General features: G+C 57.9%; 6 protein-coding genes. 5 read left to right on the top strand and 1 reads right to left on the bottom strand.

All coding sequences use genetic code 11. The features are described 5' to 3' along the window. The first annotated feature begins 394 nt into the window (after positions 1-394). From ACWPM9_RS09985 to ACWPM9_RS10005, 5 genes are all read left to right on the top strand, one after another. The gene (locus ACWPM9_RS09985) at positions 395-13,846 is read left to right on the top strand and encodes a T1SS-143 repeat domain-containing protein (RefSeq protein WP_484755003.1); all 13,452 of its coding nucleotides are present in this window, start codon (positions 395-397) and stop codon (positions 13,844-13,846) included. A gap of 380 nt (positions 13,847-14,226) precedes the next feature. Next, complete coding sequence (locus ACWPM9_RS09990; RefSeq protein WP_428186795.1) at positions 14,227-15,618, top strand: TolC family outer membrane protein; 1,392 nt, start codon at positions 14,227-14,229, stop codon at positions 15,616-15,618. A gap of 20 nt (positions 15,619-15,638) precedes the next feature. Beyond that, positions 15,639-17,798 (top strand): type I secretion system permease/ATPase, encoded by a 2,160-nt coding sequence (locus tag ACWPM9_RS09995; RefSeq protein ID WP_484755004.1) that lies wholly within the window; start codon positions 15,639-15,641, stop codon positions 17,796-17,798. Then, a complete protein-coding gene (locus ACWPM9_RS10000) occupies positions 17,795-19,087 on the top strand; it encodes an HlyD family type I secretion periplasmic adaptor subunit (protein ID WP_484755005.1) in 1,293 nt (430 codons plus the stop codon). Before ACWPM9_RS09995 ends, ACWPM9_RS10000 begins: the two co-directional genes overlap by 4 nt. Position 19,088: 1 nt before the next feature. Further along, positions 19,089-19,757 (top strand): ribbon-helix-helix domain-containing protein, encoded by a 669-nt coding sequence (locus ACWPM9_RS10005; protein WP_484755006.1) that lies wholly within the window; start codon positions 19,089-19,091, stop codon positions 19,755-19,757. Between the two features lie 25 nt (positions 19,758-19,782). Here ACWPM9_RS10005 and ACWPM9_RS10010 read toward each other — a convergent pair whose 3' ends face one another. Next, entirely contained in the window at positions 19,783-20,601 is an 819-nt protein-coding gene (locus ACWPM9_RS10010; RefSeq protein WP_484755007.1) for a transglutaminase-like cysteine peptidase, read from the bottom strand. Positions 20,602-20,723: the final 122 nt, after the last annotated feature.

Consider the following 20,723-nt stretch of genomic DNA (forward strand, 5'->3'; position numbering starts at 1 on the left):
TGACTGCCATGAGCGGCCGGTCGGCGTCTGTCACAGCGACTATCGTCGCGACGACATTTTGCCAACCTGCGATTGCAAAGCGATGCGCGTCCCGGAGATCGGTGGGCGGGCACGTTCAACGAATACCGCATCGGGTGAGGAACCTGACACGGGCGCAAAAGCGTGCCAAATCGGGACCGGCCCGACAGCTTTTGCGTGAACCTAAAGCATTTTAAATATTATGCTTTATAAAGTGTTTGGCTTTATTTTGTGCCTGAAAAGCATCACGGTTAACCAATCGTGAATTATTTATTTGGACTTGCATAACATACTATGCCGAAGCTTTAATAAACGGTTGCACGAAGAAAGCCGATGTCTTCTTTTGCCCCCAATGTTTAAATTCTGGGGGTTTGTTATGTCTATTGAAGATCGCATTGGCAGTGGTGAAGAAAATGTTGTGGGCCTGAGCGAAAGTGCTTCAGCGCTCGAATATTTCATTTCTTTGAACGACACCAGCGACCGTGTTGGCGAAGTTCAAATCGCACAGGCGGAAACTCAATCAGCGCAGCGCACCGATCGCGTTCCTGAAGGACAGGCATTCCCGACCGAACTTGCAGCAAACGAGAATAATGTCGTTGTCCTGCCGGAAAATGCGACGGTCGACGAGATCCGGGTTGAGGGCGATGACCTCATTCTCGTCCAGGCCGATGGCCGCGAGATCGTCATTCTCGGCGGCGCCGACAACATTCCGACGTTCCTGATCGGTGACGTCGAAGTTCCGCAGCAGGTTGTGGTCGCGGTTCTCGAGCAGAGCGGCATCAATGTCGCCGCCGGTCCTGAAGGCAATCTGGCCGTCGTCACAGCCGGTGCTGATGGCTCGGGCGGCGATTTCGACGATGGTCTTCCGAATGTGGACAACGCGCCGCCATCCTTGCTGGATCTTCTGGGCAATACGGAGCTGGCCTTCGGTGCCGATGGGAACAATGAGGAAGATTTCGACGATACGCCGACCATCATCGCGAGCGGACCATTCTTCCTTGAAGAAGATGCGGATGGCAATCTCTTTGAAACTGGGGTTATCAAGGGTTTCTTCGGCTTTAACGGCGGTGCCGATGGCGGTGTGATTACAGCAATCGGCTTCGCCGGCGCGTTCGATATGGACGAGCCGAGCGATACGGGAACAGCGACCGGGCTGACCTCCGGTGGCGTCGACGTGATTGTCACATCGTCTGTGGATGGATTGACGCTGACGGGGACAGCTGGCGGCGTTGTGGTCTTCACCCTTGAGATCACGGATGTCACAACTGGCGCTTTCACCTTCACTCAGCTTGCGGCGGTCGATCACCCAGACCTCGGTGAAACGAGCGCTGAAGACATCCTGCGCCTGAATTTCACCTATACGGTCACCGATCTCGACGGCGATGCTGTCGTCGGTACCGCATCCATCGACATCGGTGACGATGCACCGGTTGTCGGAACGAGCGAAAGCGCGACGGTTGAAGATGAGGGCCTGATTGGCGGAAATGACGAGGCTGACGGTTTTGCAAAGTCGGTCAGCGGCGTCTCCCTCAATATCGATTGGGGTGCCGATAACGCGAATGCCGGCGGCAGCAATGACCGTTCTGTCGCATTCACCGATGCAGCTGTTGCAGTTGAAGGCGCCTATGGCGCGGAACTCACCTCGGGTGGCAATGCAGTCCATACGGTCGTTCTCGCCGATGGTACATTGGTCGGCTACATCGGCGCGGAGGTGCCTGCAGCGATCGATGGCGCTGGTGTCGTGTTCCATGCCGAATTGTCCGACGCCAACGACGGTGAATACAGCTTTACGCTGGTCAAGCCGCTCGATCATGCGGAAGTCGACGGCGAAAATACGCTTTCGCTCACCTTCAATTTTACCGCGAGCGATTCGGATGGCGACACCGCAACCGGCAGCTTTGTCGTGAATGTTGTCGACGATGTGCCGGAACTGAGCGGTGAGACGGAAGACCGTACTGTCGACGAAGACGATATCGATACGACGGGTTCTCAGGGCAACTTCCCGAATGATGGCGATGAGGATGATGGCTCGTTCACGGGCACACCGGGCGTCAACAACGGTGGTCCGGCCTCGATCACGGGTTCTCTTTCTGACCTCGTGAAGGGTGGCGCGGACGACGCTGTGAAGTTCTCGTTTATCGATGAGGATGCAGCCCGCACATACCTGAAGGGCCTCGGACTGACGTCCGAAGGCAAGGTGCTGAGCTACGACATCAAGGACGGCGTGCTCTACGCCTTCGAGAATGCCGGCGCGCCGGGTGTCAGCTATGATCCTGAGAATGGCGACCGTGTTGTCTTCACGCTGAAGGTGAATGCGGACGGCTCTTACGAGTTCGAGCAGCACGACCAGCTGGACCATCTTGGTTCGACGAGCATTGATCTGCCGATCCAGTTCGGCCAGATCGTGCAGGCGACGGATTTTGATGGCGACAGCATCACGCTGGGCAACAAGTTCACGATCACCATCCATGACGACGCGCCGGAACTGAGCGGTGACACGGAAAACCGGACTGTCGACGAAGACGATATCGATACGACGGGTTCTCAGGGCAACTTCCCGAATGATGGCGATGAGGATGATGGCTCGTTCACGGGCACACCGGGCGTCAACAACGGCGGTCCGGCCTCGATCACGGGTTCTCTTGCTGACCTTGTGAAGGGTGGCGCGGACGACGCTGTGAAGTTCTCGTTTATCGATGAGGATGCAGCCCGCACATACCTGAAGGGCCTCGGACTGACGTCCGAAGGCAAGGTGCTGAGCTACGACATCAAGGACGGCGTGCTCTACGCCTTCGAGAATGCCGGCCAGCCGGGTGTCAGCTATGATCCTGAGAATGGCGACCGTGTTGTCTTCACGCTGAAGGTGAATGCGGACGGCACTTACGAGTTCGAGCAGCACGACCAGCTGGACCATCTTGGTTCGACGAGCGTTGATCTGCCGATCCAGTTCGGCCAGATCGTGCAGGCGACGGATTTTGATGGCGACAGCATCACGCTGGGCAACAACTTCACGATCACCATCCATGACGATGCGCCGGAACTGAGCGGTGAGACGGAAGACCGTACTGTCGACGAAGACGATATCGATACGACGGGTTCTCAGGGCAACTTCCCGAATGATGGCGATGAGGATGATGGCTCGTTCACGGGCACACCGGGCGTCAACAACGGCGGTCCGGCCTCGATCACGGGTTCTCTTGCTGACCTTGTGAAGGGTGGCGCGGACGACGCTGTGAAGTTCTCGTTTATCGATGAGGATGCAGCCCGCACATACCTGAAGGGCCTCGGACTGACGTCCGAAGGCAAGGTGCTGAGCTACGACATCAAGGACGGCGTGCTCTACGCCTTCGAGAATGCCGGCCAGCCGGGTGTCAGCTATGATCCTGAGAATGGCGACCGTGTTGTCTTCACGCTGAAGGTGAATGCGGACGGCACTTACGAGTTCGAGCAGCACGACCAGCTGGACCATCTTGGTTCGACGAGCGTTGATCTGCCGATCCAGTTCGGCCAGATCGTGCAGGCGACGGATTTTGATGGCGACAGCATCACGCTGGGCAACAACTTCACGATCACCATCCATGACGATGCGCCGGAACTGAGCGGTGAGACGGAAGACCGTACTGTCGACGAAGACGATATCGATACGACGGGTTCTCAGGGCAACTTCCCGAATGATGGCGATGAGGATGATGGCTCGTTCACGGGCACACCGGGCGTCAACAACGGCGGTCCGGCCTCGATCACGGGTTCTCTTGCTGACCTTGTGAAGGGTGGCGCGGACGACGCTGTGAAGTTCTCGTTTATCGATGAGGATGCAGCCCGCACATACCTGAAGGGCCTCGGACTGACGTCCGAAGGCAAGGTGCTGAGCTACGACATCAAGGACGGCGTGCTCTACGCCTTCGAGAATGCCGGCCAGCCGGGTGTCAGCTATGATCCTGAGAATGGCGACCGTGTTGTCTTCACGCTGAAGGTGAATGCGGACGGCACTTACGAGTTCGAGCAGCACGACCAGCTGGACCATCTTGGTTCGACGAGCGTTGATCTGCCGATCCAGTTCGGCCAGATCGTGCAGGCGACGGATTTTGATGGCGACAGCATCACGCTGGGCAACAACTTCACGATCACCATCCATGACGACGCGCCGGAACTGAGCGGCACGGTTGAATCGCGTACGGTTGACGAAGACGATATCGACACGACGGGTTCGCTCGGCAACCATCCGAAGGATGGCAATGGCGATGGTTCCTATACAGGCGGTCAGGGGCAGAACGGTACAGGACCGGCCTATATCAATGGCTCGCTTTCCGGCCTGGTGAAGGGCGGCGCGGACGACGCTGTGAAGTTCTCGTTCATCAACGAAGACACGGCGCGCGGCCTGCTGACGCAGCTTGGCCTGAAGTCCGAAGGCGCGGTATTGAGCTACCAGATCAAGGATGGCGTGCTCTACGCGTTCGAGAATGTCGGCCAGCCGGGCACCATCTACAATCCTGAAAATGGCGACCGTGTTGTCTTCACGCTGAAGGTCAATGCCGACGGCACTTACGAGTTCAAGCAGTACGACCAGCTCGACCATACCGGTTCGACGAGCGTGGATCTGCCGCTCCAGCTTGGTCAGGTCGTCCAAGCGACGGACTTTGACGGCGACAGCGTGACGTTGGGTGACAAGTTCACCATCACGATCCACGACGACGCGCCGGAACTGAGCGGCACGGTTGAAGCACGCACGGTCGATGAAGACGATATTCTGACTGATCAGGCAACGGGCAACCACCCGGCTGATTACGATGGCGATGGTTCTTGGACCGGTAGCTCCGGACAGCATGGTACGGGACCCGCGTACATTGAGGGTACACTTGCCGGGCTGGTAAAGGGCGGCGCGGACGACGCGGTCAAGTTCTCGTTCATCAACGAAGACGTGGCGCGCGGCCTGCTGACGCAGCTCGGACTGAAGTCCGAAGGTGCGGTTCTGAGTTACGACATCAAGGACGGCGTGCTCTACGCCTTCGAGAATGCCGGCCAGCCGGGCAGCATCTATAACCCCGAAAATGGCGACCGTGTTGTCTTCACGCTGAAGGTCAATGCCGACGGCACTTACGAGTTTAGACAGTACGACCAGCTCGACCACACCGGGTCGACGAGCGTTGATCTGCCGATCAACCTCGGCCAGATCGTCCAGGCGACGGATTTTGACGGCGACAGCATCACATTGGCTGAAAAGTTCACGATCACCATTCATGACGATTCGCCGGAAGTGGGCGAGAAGGTCGTGACGGCGATCGCCGATGAAGACGACATCGATAGCGTGCTGTCTGAGGGTAATCATCCTTACGACGGTTTCGGCGACGGTTCCGGGACGGATTGGCCACTGGGTGCAGTTGTCACGCGGGGTTCGGCTGCCGAGGCGGTTTCGTTCGGCGCGGATGGCGCCAAGGCTGGCGGCGGATTCTCGTTCGCGTCTGATACGTTATCGACGATGACCAATGTCGGCCTCTCGTCCAAGGGCGTCGGGCTGTCCTACACCTTTGTCAATGGTGCGCTGTTGGCTTATGCCAACACGGACGGCCATACAGGCTTTGGCCTGGGCGACCGTGTTGTGTTCACGCTGACGCTGGACAAGGCAACGGGTGAGTTCGTTTATCGCCAGTACGATCAGCTCGATCACGTCGACGGCGGCAACGAGAACACGGCACTGAAGGCTGCTGGCGGCTCGGTCACAGGCATCGACTTCGGTGCCGTCATCGAAGCGACGGATGGCGATGGCGACACGATCGGTCTTGACGGCAAGGTAATCGTCTCGGTAGTCGACGATATGCCGGAGACATCGATCTGGACCGACAAAACGGTTCGCGTGGACGAGACGGTCGGCAATGATGACGACAACCTGACCGGTAATTCGCGTTATCAGGCGTCGCAGTTGTTCTCCTCCGTAGACTCCAAGGGTTCGGATCCGGACATGTCGGCCCGGTATGCCAAGGACGATGTCGTCGACTTTTCCGTCGACGGAGGTGCGGACGAAACGGGCTTCTGGAATGGGTCGGTCAACGGCTCGCTGACTCTGAAGATCGATGACGCGAATTCCGGCCTGTTCACGACGGACGGCCAGGCGATTACGCTTGCGAAGGAAGGCGACCTTGTGGTCGGCCGCACCGCAGGTGGTACGGCGGCCTTTGCGATCCATATCGACAGCAATGGCCAGGTGACGGTTGCGCAGTATCTGTCGCTGCAGCATTCGGCGACGGGCAACGATGATGATGACAGCGTCAATCTCGCTGGCAAGATCTCGGCGGTTCTGACGGTCACCGATTATGACCAGGATACGGTAGTCAACACGGTCTCGATCGGTAGCAAGATCGCGTTCGATGACGATGGTCCGAGTGCGGGCTGGAATAAGACCGTTCATGTCGAAGATGACGATCTGCCGAACGGCATTGAAGGTGGCACCGGTGACGATGCCGCGCCGAAAAACGTCAATGGATTCCTTTCGCACGATTTCGGTGCCGATGGCGGTTCGATTGAATGGTTGGTCGGCTCGACGACATCAGTGGGCGGTGCAAGCGGCTTTAGCTACGAAAAGGATACGAACGGCACACTGCTGATCAAGCAGGGCGGCACTACGATCATGACGGTGACGCTCGATGCACACACGGGTGAATACCATGTGACCCAGCTTGCCCCGCTGATGCATGAGGATGGCGACAACGAGAATAACCAGATCTTCACGCTGACCTACAAGGTTACAGACGGCGACAACGACAGTGTCGAGGGTAAGCTCGTCATCAATGTCGATGACGACATGCCGACGGTCACTGCCAACGCCCGTTCTGACGTGGCTGAAGACGGGTCTACGTCGGTGACACAGGGGCTAACAGGCCTTGCATGGGGAGCCGATTCTGGCTCCAACAAGACCCTGGCGGTCAGCTCCTCGGTGACCGTCAAAGATCAGAACGACGCAACTGTCTCACTGCACTCTGCAGGAGAACAGGTGAAGTTTGTTCTGATCGGCGCGGTTCTGGTCGGGTATACCGGTGATCTGCCGGCTGCTGCCGACGCGTCCAACGTCGTCTTCACGGTATCGACCAATGCCGATACGGGCGAGTATTCATTCGCCCTTCTGCAGCCACTGGATCACACGTCGCCGACTGGTACCAATCAGTATCTCGACCTGAATTTTGTGGTCACCGCAACGGATGCCGATGGCGATCCGGCAAATGGAAGCTTCTCTGTTCGCGTCGATGCGGCTGGCGAGATCGGGTCGATCAACTACGGGGCGCTGAATACCGGTGTGTTCGTCAATCTCGACGACGCAGCCCATACCGTGGGCGGCCAGACGGTTGGCGCCGATACTGCGACCGACCGCACTGGCGCTCACGTCGTCGGCATCGACGGCATGGCTGGCATCAACGATGCCTATGGCAGCACGGCTTCCGACATCCTCGTGGGCGGCTCCGAGGCCAATGTGCTCAAGGGCAATGACGGCAACGACGTCCTGATCGGCAATGGCGGTAACGATACACTGTATGCCGGTCGCGGCGCCGACGATCTCTATGGCGGCGATGACGACGATACGCTTTATCTCGCCGAAGACGTCCTTGTGGGGAATGGCAGCACGCGCACCGTCACTTTGGGCGACGGAAACACGCGCCAGGTGAATATCGGCGGCCTGTCGGGTGAAAGCGACGACGTTTATGGCGGCCAGGGTGTCGATACCCTGCGCTTCGAACTGGGCGCCAATGCCGATGGTTTCGTTTTCGACCGTGCCAAGACCGGTACCGGACTGCAGCTCGACAGTATCGAAAAGTTCATCGGAACTGACGAGAACGACGTCATTCTTCTGCCGAAGACCTACACGACATCTGATACGGTCCTGATCGAAATCGATGGCGGCAAGGGCAACGACATCCTGCAGGGTTCTGACATCCAGGGTGACAAGATCACCGGTGGTGACGGTGACGACCTGATCTCCGGACTCGGAGGCGATGACGAACTGTTCGGTGGCGAGGGCTCTGACGAAATCTGGGGCGGCGCCGGTCAAGATGTCATCGAAGGTGGCGACGGTGCCGACAAGCTTTACGGCAACGACGGCGCAGACGTTCTGCGCGGTGGCGCCGGAGATGACTTCATCGACGGCGGTGCCGGGGCCGATCGCATCACTGGCGACGGCGGTGCGGACACGCTGATCGGTGGCGGCGACAATGATCAGTTCTTCATTGGCGGCGGCAGCGACACTGTTTACGGCAATGCGACCGATCTTTCTCTAGACAGCAACCGCCTGGCGACGCTCGGCGAAAGCGACGAGGTCGTCGTCTATGGAAATCAGAATGATTATGCCGTGACCCGCAACAGCGATGGTTCCTGGACGATCTCCAGCGCCGGCGAAACGGATGTGCTGTACGGTATCGAACACATCAACTTTAACGGCGGTGACTCCGTTGAACTTGACCTGACGGCCAACGTTCTGGTGTTCAATGCGGCAAACCAACTCGTGGGGACGTTCTCGACGATCCAGGCTGGCGTCGACTTCGCCGATGCTGGTTTCACGGTCGAGGTGCATGAGGGCGTCTACAACGAGGCGGTGGTGATCGGTGAAGGCATCACTCTGAAGGGCGTGGGCAATGTCGAGATAGACGGCGGCGAAGCCGGTCCAGCTATCACTGTCAACGGTGGCGGAACCGGACAATCGCTCGTGATTGACGGTATCGATCTGCAGGGTTCGTCTTCATCTGTCATGTTCGTCGACAAGACGGCCGATTATGACACTGTGAGCTTGAAGAACGCGGACGTGACGGGTGGCGACTACCACGGCCTGTTTGTTGACAGCGCCTCGAATGTCGAAGCCATCGTGGTCGAGAAGGTCGCCTTCTCCGGCAATGCGACCGTGGAATCCGGCGGTTCTGGCGAAGGCCCGGTCGCGATCTATCTCTACAACGGAGACGTCACGTTCAAGGACGTGCAGGTCGGCAATCCAGGTGCGGCGGCGGAAAATGGTATCCAGCTGCGTGGTGTCGATGCTCCCTTTGGGCCGATGGGTACTGTCGTATTCGACAATGTCGACGTCACCGGCACTTATTCCAAGGTTGGCGTTGCGATCTACAACTATACCAATGTTGACGGTCTTCAGATCGTCAACGGCGGTCTCGACGTGAACGTCACCGCCAATTGGCACGGTCTCAACATCGACAATGTCGGTGGAACTGTGGACCTGTCGAGTGTACCGCTGACCGTGGCAAACAACTATCTCGCCCCCTACAACGACATCGCAATCCAGGGGACATCGGGCAACGAGACCTTTACAGGCGATGACAGCGACGACCTGCTTTTTGGCCAGGGCGGTGGCGATCTCCTCAAGGGTGGGGCCGGTGATGACGCCTTCCGGCTGGCGAGTGATGTCGTGGCTTCCGGGACACGTAACATCGAACTCGGTGACGGCTCATTGCGGGCGGTATCCATCGCTGGCCTGGCTGGCACGCAGGATATCGTCATGGGCGGCACGGGTGCTGATCGCATCGTGCTCGAAAAGGGCGCGGCTGCCGGCTATGTCCACGACACCTACTCGGCACCGGGCTATATGACCGGGGTCGAGGCGATCGACGGCACGGCGGGCGGGGACGTGATCCTCGTCGACGATGCCTATGTCAGCGATGCCGTGGGTGGCGGTATCGTCATTTCTGGCGGCGCGGGCAACGACGTGCTTGGCGGCGGCGCAGGCTCGGACACCATTTACGGTGGTGACAACGATGATTTGATTTCAGGTCTCGGTGGGGAGGACCGTCTTGAGGGCGGCGCCGGCGATGACGAGATCTGGGGTGGTGCCGGTTCCGACACAATCGAGGGCGGAGCCGACAACGACACGCTCTACGGCAATGCCGGTGACGATGTTGTCAGCGGCGGCGACGGCAACGACACGATCATCCACACTGTTGGCGACGGCAACGACACGGTTGACGGCGGAACGGAAACCGGGACGTCCAATCCGGATTATGATGTCCTGGCGATCAATGGCGACGCGGTTGCGCGCCACTTCACGCTGGGACTGGCGACGGGTGGAACCGAGATCACGCCGGCGACCGACAGTTCCGACATTCTGGTGACCTATGACGGTGCCAATGCCGGATCGGTTCGCGCCGATGAAATCGAACGCGTAACCTTCAATCTCGGTTCCGGCGGCGACACCGTGACCCTGAACGACGTGACCGGCTCCGCGATTGCCGCGACTACGGTCGTCATTAACGGCGGTGCCGGCAATGACACCTTTGACCTGACCGGTTTTGCCGGCTCAAGCGTGGTGATCAATGACAGCGATCCGGTATCAGGTGGCGACACGGATACGATTAAGCTCGCCGGGCGCTGGACCGACTACACCGTTACCCAGATGGGCGACACCTATACAGTGACCCGCAACTCCGACGGCGCAGTCATCGTTCAGACGACGAATGTCGAGCAGTTCGACTTCGCCGGGGATACGAGCGGTCCGGTGCCGGTCGGTGAAGTGGTCAATGTCGCGCCGGTTGCCGGCGACGACGCAGCCGCAGTGACTGAAGCAGGCGGCACGGCGAACGCGACTGCCGGAAACCCGACTGCGACGGGCAATGTGCTTGCCAATGACAACGACGCCAACAGCCTCGACACCGAGGGCGTGGTCTCGGTCACCTTCGGCAACACGACCATCCCGCTGCCTGTCGGCAACACGCCGGTGCAGATCGTCGGCGCATACGGTACGCTGACGATCCAGGCCGATGGCACCTACAGCTATCTGCTCAACGACGCCGACGACGACACGCAGGCGCTTGACGCCGGTGAGACCGCCACCGACGTCTTCACCTACACGATGCGCGATTTTGCCGGGCTGACCGACGATGGCGCATTGACGGTGACAGTGACCGGCGCCAATGACGCACCTGTGCTGAGCTCCGTGTCCAATATGAGTGTCGACGAGGACACGACGCTCTATATCCGCCAGTCGCAGATCTGGGTTGCCTCGGATGTCGACCAGCCCGGTACCAACAACATCGCAACCGCCGTTCTCGTCGTGAAGATCGATGACGGCGAGGGTGTACTCTCGGCTTCCCGTGACGGCCTCAGCGGCGGCTTCACCGTCGATGTTTCGGCCGACGGCAAGACATTGACGATCACCACCACAGCCGACAATGCGACGACCGGACGCGACGCAATCGAAATCCTCAACTCGCTGTTGCGGGGCGATAACTTCAATGCCGTCACCAACAAGAACGGCATCGCCTTCACGCCGGATGCCAACTGGAATGGCGACGCACAGCTGAGCTACACGCTGAGCGACGGTGCCGGCGGCGGGGCGCTGAGCCAGTCGGGCAACTTCGCCATCACCGTCAATCCGGTCAACGATGCGCCTGAGGCCTTGACGACGGCGGGGCTCTCTGTCGACGAAAATTCTGCAAATGGCACAGTCATTGGAACTGTCGTCGGTAGCGATATCGACGATGATGACCTGACCTATTCGTTTGTCGTCAACAACAACCCATCTTCTGTCTCCGAAGATGGACGTTTCGCAATCGATTCTTCTACGGGTGAGATCACGGTAGAGGACGGGACGCTTCTTGACTTCGAGACTGACGAGTTCCACGATGTCATCATTCGTGTCAGCGATCCTCATGGTGCCTATCTCGACAAGACGTTCACGGTTGCTGTGGGCGACGTCATCGAGAACACGTCCGCAATCATAAGCGGTGTTGACACTGGTTCTGTTACCGAAGATGCTGTCGGCTTCAGCCAGGTCACCTATTCGGAGAATTTCGAAACGGGGTCCAGCGTCAACGGATGGACGAACGGTTTCCATGGTGGCGGCTTCAACGGTGGTTCCAACGAATTTGTTTCCGAAAACAATTACGTGGATTTTGATGGTCAGCAATCAATATCGAAGACTTTGACCCTGTCTGCCGCTGCAACTGAGACTGTCATTGATTTTGACTTCTTCAAGATCGATAGCTGGGATCAGGGTGAGCATTTGACGGTTTACCTGAACGATCAACTCGCGTTTGCATTCACGCCCGAGAATTACGGGAATGACGGGTTGGATGGTGCGGCAGGGTCGTTTACGATTGGCGGTATAGTCGCTACGTATGTTGTCACGTCCAGTGGATCTGACAGCCAACTGGGCGGTGGCGTCTGGGGTGACCGCGTTTACCACATGCAGATTACCGCCTCCGGTATTGGTGAACAGGTAAAGCTTGGTTTCGGTAACAACTTGGACCAGAGCTACACGGACGAAGATTTCGGCATCGACAACATCGTCGTGCACGGAAACGAGCCGCCGGCTCTGCAGGCAACGGGGCAGTTGACGATCGATGATCCTGATGCAGGAGAGGCTGCCTTCATTGTCCAAGACAATGTCGATGGTACTTATGGGCATTTCAGCATCGATGCGGACGGCACGTGGACCTATGTGCTCGACAACGGCCGTTCGGCCACGCAGGCTCTTGCCGCAGGACAAATGGAAACGGACAGCTTCACTGTGACTTCAGTGGATGGGACGACCCATACCGTTGACATCTCAGTGAACGGAGCGAATGACGCACCTGTTGCGGCAGACGATATCGTATTGACAAATATTGTTGATGGTTCGCCGATCTACATCCCGGAAGCTGCGCTTCTGATGAATGATCGGGATGTCGACAATGACGACCTGAACATTACCTCCAGCGGTAACGCGGTCAACGGGACGGTATCAGGCACTGTGGTGTTCGATCCCACCAATCCGGTCACAACAATTCTGGATGCCAATTTCAACGGAAATAACGCGAACGGCTTTGCTTATGAGGATGGCCGATTTGGTGGACGCAATCCTACGGATTTCGCCGCAGGTAGCGTTTCGGGGACTAAACTGCAGGTGAACGTCGGGGACTATTCGAACTCTAGCGGCAGCAACATGTTCGAAGACCGCGATGGTGGCTGGGCCAGAAGCTTCACATTGGCAGCGGCCACCACTGTTACGATCGCCTTCGATTACAAGTTATTCATCAGCGAAGGGACCGATACCGGAGAGTTTGCACAGGCCCTGTTCACGATCGATGGGGTAAAGCACGGAACCGGCTCAATCAACTATCTGGCGCAACTTGATGGGGCTGATCAAGGTGGAGCCCTCAGCACGGATGGTCGCTTCGAGATTACGTTGGATCTCGATGCCGGGACACATCAGATCGTGCTGGGTGCCTATATCAATGAATTTGATACAGGCTCAAGAAACAGCGACGAATATGCTACGGCAGAATTCGACAATGTTTTGATTACCGGTGCTGCCGTTATCGCGGATGGTTCGTTCGACTATACTGTAAACGATGGAAATATTTCCGATACGGCTGGTGTCTCGATCCATGCAGTTGCTGGAAGCACCATTACGGGTACGGCTTCGGATGAAATCCTGATCGCTGGCGATGGCGATGACATCCTTTCCGGGATGGGGGGCGACGACTATCTCAGCGGCGGTCTTGGCAACGACATCCTGTTCGGCGGTTCGGGCTTCGACACCCTGACCGGCGGTGCCGGTGCCGATACCTTCGTGCTCGATCTGGATGCCCTGTCCAATGTCGATCTGGCGGATGTCATCACCGACTACTCGGCGGATGAGGGCGATACCCTGGATGTCTCCAGCCTGCTGGAAAACATCCTCGGTCCGGATGTCAGCGCGGAGCAAGCGGCTGCCAGCGTCAAGACCACGGTTGACGGCGCGGATACCGTTGTCAGCGTCGGCGGCGATGGCAACTGGCATGATGTGGCGGTTCTGGAGAATCATACGGAACTGGTCCGCGTGCTCTTCGATGAGGATCACAACAGCATCGACGTCAACCATAGCTAGTATTTGACGCCAGTTCGCCCCGGAGACAATTCCGGGGCGAATCTGTGGCAAACGCGCCACATTTCAATATGACATCGCCGGAACAAGTCGTTTTGGCCTAAAAAAGTCTAACGTGGTAACCTTGCTCACGTTATTCATTCGTCGAGCAGACTTTATTCTTGATTGTTTGCCTTCGTTGTTGATAGGTGCGTGGGGCGATACGCACCCATAAGACAAGGAATTTACAATCCAAGATTTAGTTGGTGTGCGTATAAAATAATTCGACTTCGTGCGACAAAATATTATGAAACATAATTTTTGGCGCATTCGATAGATTTCACTCGGGGGATACAGTGGGTATTAAAGCCAAGATTTTCGCAACCTTGACCGCATCGACGGCCATGTGTTTGTCCATGGTGGTGGATGCCAACAGTATGTCTCTTCAAGAGGCAATCCAGAAAACACTGGATACCAACCCACAAATTCAGCAGGCAGCGAAGAACCGCGAGGCGATCGAATTCGAACTTCGCCAGGCCCGCGGCCTTTACATGCCATCGATCGACCTTGAAAGCGGCATCGGCCGCCGCCGGTTGGCCAGTCCGAGCTCCGGCAGCCTGACATCGGATCGCGACTATCTCTCGCCATCGGATGTCAGCTTGACCATTACGCAGACGCTGTTTGATGGCGGCGAGCGCCGTTCTGAAGTCGAGCGTCAGGCATCGCGTGTCGATGGTGCGTCCTTCCGGGTTCAGGAGCGCTCCGAAGCGCTGGCGCTGGAAGCAGCGCAAGCCTATCTCGAATATCTTCTGCAAGCGCAGATTGTCGGTGCCGCAAAGCAGAATAGCGGGTTCCACCAGCAGATCCTGGGCGACATCGATACCAGCATCAAGGGCGGCACGCTCACCGATGCCGACCGGTTGCAGGGACGGGAACGTCTGGAAGCCTCCAAGGCCCGTTTACAGGAGGCTTTGGAAGAACTGGAGCTGACCAAGATCCGCTTCCTGCGTGTTGTGGGCGAGCCGATCGGCAAGGCGACCGCGCCGCAGTCCATCGCCAAATATCTGCCGCGCACGCTCGATGACGCGATTTTCATCGCCAAGAACGGCAATCCGCGGATTTCCGCAGCAACCTCCGACATCGATGCAGCCGACGCGCAGGTCCGTGGTGCACGCGCGGCGTATCTGCCAAAGGTCAATCTGGAAGTCAGCGCCCTGACCGGAAATGATTATGGCGGCGATTCCGGCAATACCAACGATTTCCAGGCCCGTGTGGTGGCGCGCTGGAACCTTTATCGCGGCGGTATCGATACAGCGCGCGAACAGGAGCAGATCCGTCGCGCCAGTGAAATGCGCATGGCCCTTTACGACTCGCATCGCGAAGTCGAAGAGTCGGTGCGTTCTGCCTGGAATGAACGGGTCAACCGCAGCGCATTGGCCGCTACGCTCGGCCGTCAGTCGGGAACCAATGCCGAGCTGGTGTCGTCCTATCGCCAGCAATTCACTGTCGGCGAGCGCTCGCTTCTGGATGTGCTGGACGCCCAGAACACACGCTTCAACACAAGTGTACTGGCGCAGACGGCCAAGTTCGTGGCGATGTTTGCCGAATACAAGATCCTTGCCGCCACCGGGCAGTTGACCTCCACATTCGGCGGCGCTGCGGTTACCCAGGCAAATGCCTATGCCCGCAAGGAATTTGCGGTACCGGCCACGCCTGCCAATCCAAACTATGTTGAAGTCGAGTCGCATCAAAGCGCTGACATGCCCTTCGATCTCCTGGCACCGATCAGGCAGTAGAACCAGACAGGACAGGGGGTATGGACGGGGAGGTAGTCGACAAGTCTCGGATTGGCACGACGGGATCGTTCAGGGCGGCATTCAAAGCGATTGCCGCCTATTTCGGACGTCCGACATCCGAGACGGTGCTGTTTTCAGGCTTTCCTGACGATGTCATCGATTCCATGGAAGAGAATGACGTCGAACGCATGTCCGAACGCATCGGGCTTCAGGTCGACAAGAAGAGCGAAGGCGATTGCCGGCGCGGAAACTTCGATTGCCCGGCGGTTCTGGTCACGGAGACCGGACGATGCATCATCGTCTATGGCTGGGACGGCAGCAACTATACGGTGGACCTTTTCGAGCCGAGCAATCAGCAGCGGCAGATCAGCCGTGAGCAGTTCCAGAGGCTGAAGCCGGTTATGGGTTTCGCCTTCTCCATGTATTACGCCAATGACAGCGAAGAAGCGCTGGTTGGTACTGCAGGCGAGATCGAAAAGCGTCACTGGCTCACCACGGCCCTTATTCCCTATTGGCGGACCTATCTGCGCGTTGTTGCGGCGGCCTTGTTCATCAATGTGATTGCGCTGGCATCGCCGCTTTTCACCATGAATGTTTACGATCGGGTTTTGCCCAACAAGGCGATCCCGACGCTTTGGGTGCTGGCCATCGGCGTTGGCCTTGCCTATGTTTTCGATTTTCTTTTGAAAACCGCCCGCGCCGAACTGATCGATTATGCTGGGCGCAAAGCGGATCTTCGCATCTCGCAGCTGATCTTCGACAAAGTTCTCAATACCAATCTTGCATCTCGGCCCATGTCGACTGGCGAATATGCAAGCCGCGTTACCCAATACGAATTTGTGCGTGAATTCTTCACGTCCAATACTATTGGCGTTCTGATCGACAGTGCTTTTGTCTTCATTTTTCTGTTCGTCATCTTCATCATCAGCGGATGGCTGGTGGTTTTCCCCGCTGTGGCATTCGTGATCACCGTCTGCGTTGGGCTTTATGCGCAGCACAAGATCGGCAAGAGCATGGCGACTGCGGCCAATGAGGCGTCACGCCGTCAATCGCTGCTGGTGGAGACGATTTCCACGATCGAGACGCTGAAGGGCCTGCGTGCGGAAGCCACGATGCAGCGTCGCTGGCACGAGTTGACCAAAAACTCCAGCCGGACCAGCGAGAAGATCAAGCATATTTCAGCCAATGCCTCGCATATCACGGCCTTTATCCAGCAGATGGTGTCCGTCTGCGTGGTGATCGGAGGCGCCTATTCGTTCTCCGAGGGCCATATCGCCATGGGTGCGATCATTGCGACCGTGATGTTGTCCAGCCGGGCAGGGGCGCCCCTTGGCCAGATCGCGATGACCCTGGCACGATTCCGTCAGGCAACATTGTCGCTGCGCATCCTCAATAATATCATGGAGCAGGAAGAGGACCGTCCCTCAAGCGTCGGTTTCGTCAATCGCGAGGTCCGAGAGGGGCGTTTCAGCTTCGAGAATGTGAGTTTCTGCTATCCCGGTTCCGACTATGCCGTGCTCGACAAACTGTCTCTGTCTGTGTCGCCCGGCGAAAAGGTCGGCATCATCGGCCGGATCGGTTCGGGAAAGACGACCCTCGGTCGTCTCCTGGATGGGCTGTATATTGCCAATGAGGGCCGCTTGCTGGTCGATGGGGTCGATATCCGCCAATATCATATGGCGGAAATTCGAGCAGCTGTGGCTATTGCAGGTCAGTCCTCCGATCTGTTTTCCGGCACTGTGAAGGAAAATCTTCTTCTCGGGCGCGCCGACGCAACCGATGAGGAATTGCTGGAGGTTTGCCGGATGACGGGGGCCGATCAGTTCGTGGCAAACCACCCGCGCGGATTCGATATGCCGGTCGGAGAGCGCGGCAGCAATCTTTCGACCGGGCAGAAGCAGTCCTTGACCATCGCGCGACTGCTGCTCTCCAAACCGAAGATCGTCTTTCTCGACGAACCGTCGGGCGCGATGGATCTGGCCAGCGAGCGGCATCTGATCGCAAGGCTCAGAACAGCCTTCAGCGATGGCACGACGCTGGTGATTGCGACGCACCGCCACAGCATGCTGGATCTGGTCGACAGGCTTGTGGTCATCGACAAGGGACGCATTGTGGCTGATGGCCCCAAGGCGACCGTGATCGAGGCGATGCAGCGCAGTGGCAAGGGAGCGCAGCCATGAGGGCAAGCGACAATGACAGCCCTCCGTTCTTTGCACGCGCCATTCTGATCATCGTGGCACTGTTCATCCTGACATTTATCGGCTGGGCCTCGGCGACGGAAATCGAAGAGATTGCGCGCGGTGAGGGCAAGGTCATCCCGGTGTCCAAGACCCAGATCATCCAGACGTCCGAACCGGGCGTGGTGCAGCAGATTGCCGTCAAGCTCGGCCAGGTGGTTCGCAAGGGCGACCTGCTTGTCCAGATCGGCAATACCACGACAGAATCGTCGCTGGGTGAAGCCGTGGCGCGGGCGCGGGCGCTCGGCGCCAAGGTTGCGCGCCTGTCGCTTGAAGAAACCGGGAACTACGAGGCGGAATTCGTCTGTCCGGCGGACATTCTGCAGGTGGCGGAACAGGTTTGCGCCAATGAATCGCGGTTGATGGAAGCCGATCGTGCGGCCTATCACAACAAGATCAATGTTCTTGCGGAACGCGTGAAGCAGCGCGAAACGGAGCTTGCCGAGGCGCGCGCCAATATCGAGCGGCTCAGTGCCAATCTCGAAGGGGCCAAGAAGCAGATCAAGCTCTACGAGCCGCTTGCCAAAAAGAAGCTGATCGCGGAAAGCGAGATCCTCAGATATCAGCGTGAAAAAACCGATATCGAAGGCGAACTCAAGGTCTATCACGAAAGTATTGCGCGGCTTGAGGGCGCGATCGCCGAAGCCAAGCTGCTGTCGAAGGAAGCAGCGCTGCAATTGCAGCAGCAGGCCTTGGCCGACAAGGCCCAGGCACTGGCGGAACTTTCGGTGGTCGACGAGACGATCCGTGGCGCATCGGACCGCGTCAAGCGCACAGACATCCGTTCGCCCGTCGATGGTATCGTCAATACGCTCGAGGTGAATACGATCGGCGGTTATGTCGAGCCGGGTGCGGTCGTGGCCGGGGTCGTGCCGACCGCCGATACGTTGTTGATCGAGGCGAAGATCTCGCCGCGCGATGTTGCTTTTGTGCGTCCTGGCCAGCCCGCGCTGGTCAAGGTGACCGCCTATGATTTCTCCATTTTCGGCGGTCTTGAGGGTGAGGTGGTCAATATTTCTGCCGACAGCCTGGTCGAGAAGGAAAAGGGCGAGACCTACTACCTGGTTCAGGTGAAAACCGATCGTTCCGACCTGGAGAAAAACGGCAAGCTCTATTCTATCATTCCCGGCATGGTCGCCACTGTCGAGATCATGACCGGCCAGAAAACGGTCATGAGTTACCTGCTCAAGCCCATCAACAAGGCCCGATCCGAAGCGCTGACGGAGCGTTGAGATGGCACAGCGAAAGCCTTCTCTTCTGCAGGATTCTAGTCCCCGACACAGCGATGTTGCGACGGATGTGCTTCCCCTCATCGATAGCCATGATTTCGAACCGCACTTTCGTGCGGTCGGTGGAGGATCGCGAGAGCGGCGCGGCATAAGGCTCGAACGGGTGTATTGGGATGCGCTTGCGCATATGTCCAAGGATTCCGGGCTATCCATGGTGGATCTCGTGGATACGGCTGCGGCGCGCTATCCGGATGCCGGCAATCTTGCCTCACTGCTGCGCGTTCTGTCTCTCAAATGGCTGCTCCAGCGCAGCGAAGCTCTGGAGGAGAGCGCCTCGCTGCAAAGCCTGAGTGCCATCGTTCATGCCTCCCCGGTTCCGACAGTCATCATGTCGCGGGAAAAGAAGATCCTGCTGTTCAACGATCCTTTTATCGGGATGCTGCGCAATCGTTTTTCGTTGGAGCACCCAGCCGATCTTGGCCGCAATCTGCGCTTCCAGATCGATGCTCATCTCGATGAAGTGCTGGAGAAATTGAACGCGGGCAGGGGCGGGATCATCAAGACCGGATTTTCGATCGCGATCAATTTGAAGGTCATGCGCGGCAAGATCCATGTCGCGCCGGCCCCTGATCGGCTGAAGTCCCGGCTGATCGGATATGTGGCGGAATTCTAGCGATTGGGCTGCAGCCCGTGAAATCTCACAGACCTTCGGGACCTTCGCCTGGCGCGACTTTTTCAAGGGGCAGCAGCTTGGCTGTCAGCTTGCTCTTGGCACCCACACGCGTGCCGTGGAAGAAGGCCTTTCCATCCACCATGGAAAACAGCGGCATGTAATCGGGCAATTTCTTGTCGACAAGGACTGCATCGCGAACATTGTCGAGAATGAAGTAGTTGTCAGCAACAGCGACAGACAGGACGGCATGATAGACCCGGCGACGCTGGTCAAAGAGCACGACCACGCCCATATCTTTCATGGACAGGCCTGCAGCATTGAGGGCAGCCATCTTGAGGATCGCATAGTCCTCGCAATCGCCACGCTGGCGGCTGAGCGTTTCGCTAGGCTTGGCCCAACGGTCGGTCACATTGTAAAGATCGATATCGCGCGTATAGCCAATGCTGTTGTTGATGACGCGGTTGATGCGGTTCAGCTTGTCGCGTACCGACGCCTGAGCGGTCTCTGCAATGGTGGCGGACAGGCGCTTTTGGGCGGCCGTGCAGTTCGTCTTGCAATCGAGGAAGCCGCCGGTCTCGATCTCGGCCAGGGATGGCGCGAGGCTTTGCGACGCCGCCAGGCGTTTCAACGAAAAGGCGACGCTGCCGAATACGGCCTCACGGCGTTGCATCGGGGATGACTTGCGCAGCGCCGGTGCTGTCGGCTTCGAAATCGGTGTCGGGATATAAGCCAGGTCGACGGTTGAAAGGTCGGTCTGTGGCGCCATTGCCGATACCGCAACGGCGGAGGCTTTCTCGCGCAGGAAGGAGACAGCGCCGTCAAAGGCTTCGCTGCTGCGCGTCATCAGCGATTGAGCCGAGAAAGAGCTTAGAAGTACGGGCGACATTGCCGAACTAACAATTGAATAAAATGCAGTGTATCCGTTTACCTGCATCGCATTCGCCGACCGTGTCGGCAATCCTAAAG

Source organism: Agrobacterium sp. H141 (assembly GCF_057158725.1).

Excerpts from the sequence above, each read along its gene's own strand:
- ACWPM9_RS09985 (WP_484755003.1), top strand. The coding sequence starts at position 395 with ATGTCTATTGAAGATCGCATTGGCAGTGGTGAAGAAAATGTTGTGGGC.
- ACWPM9_RS09995 (WP_484755004.1), top strand. The coding sequence starts at position 15,639 with ATGGACGGGGAGGTAGTCGACAAGTCTCGGATTGGCACGACGGGATCG.
- ACWPM9_RS09990 (WP_428186795.1), top strand. The coding sequence starts at position 14,227 with ATGTGTTTGTCCATGGTGGTGGATGCCAACAGTATGTCTCTTCAAGAG.
- ACWPM9_RS10005 (WP_484755006.1), top strand. The coding sequence starts at position 19,089 with ATGGCACAGCGAAAGCCTTCTCTTCTGCAGGATTCTAGTCCCCGACAC.
- ACWPM9_RS10010 (WP_484755007.1), bottom strand. The coding sequence starts at position 20,601 with ATGACGCGCAGCAGCGAAGCCTTTGACGGCGCTGTCTCCTTCCTGCGC.
- ACWPM9_RS10000 (WP_484755005.1), top strand. The coding sequence starts at position 17,795 with ATGAGGGCAAGCGACAATGACAGCCCTCCGTTCTTTGCACGCGCCATT.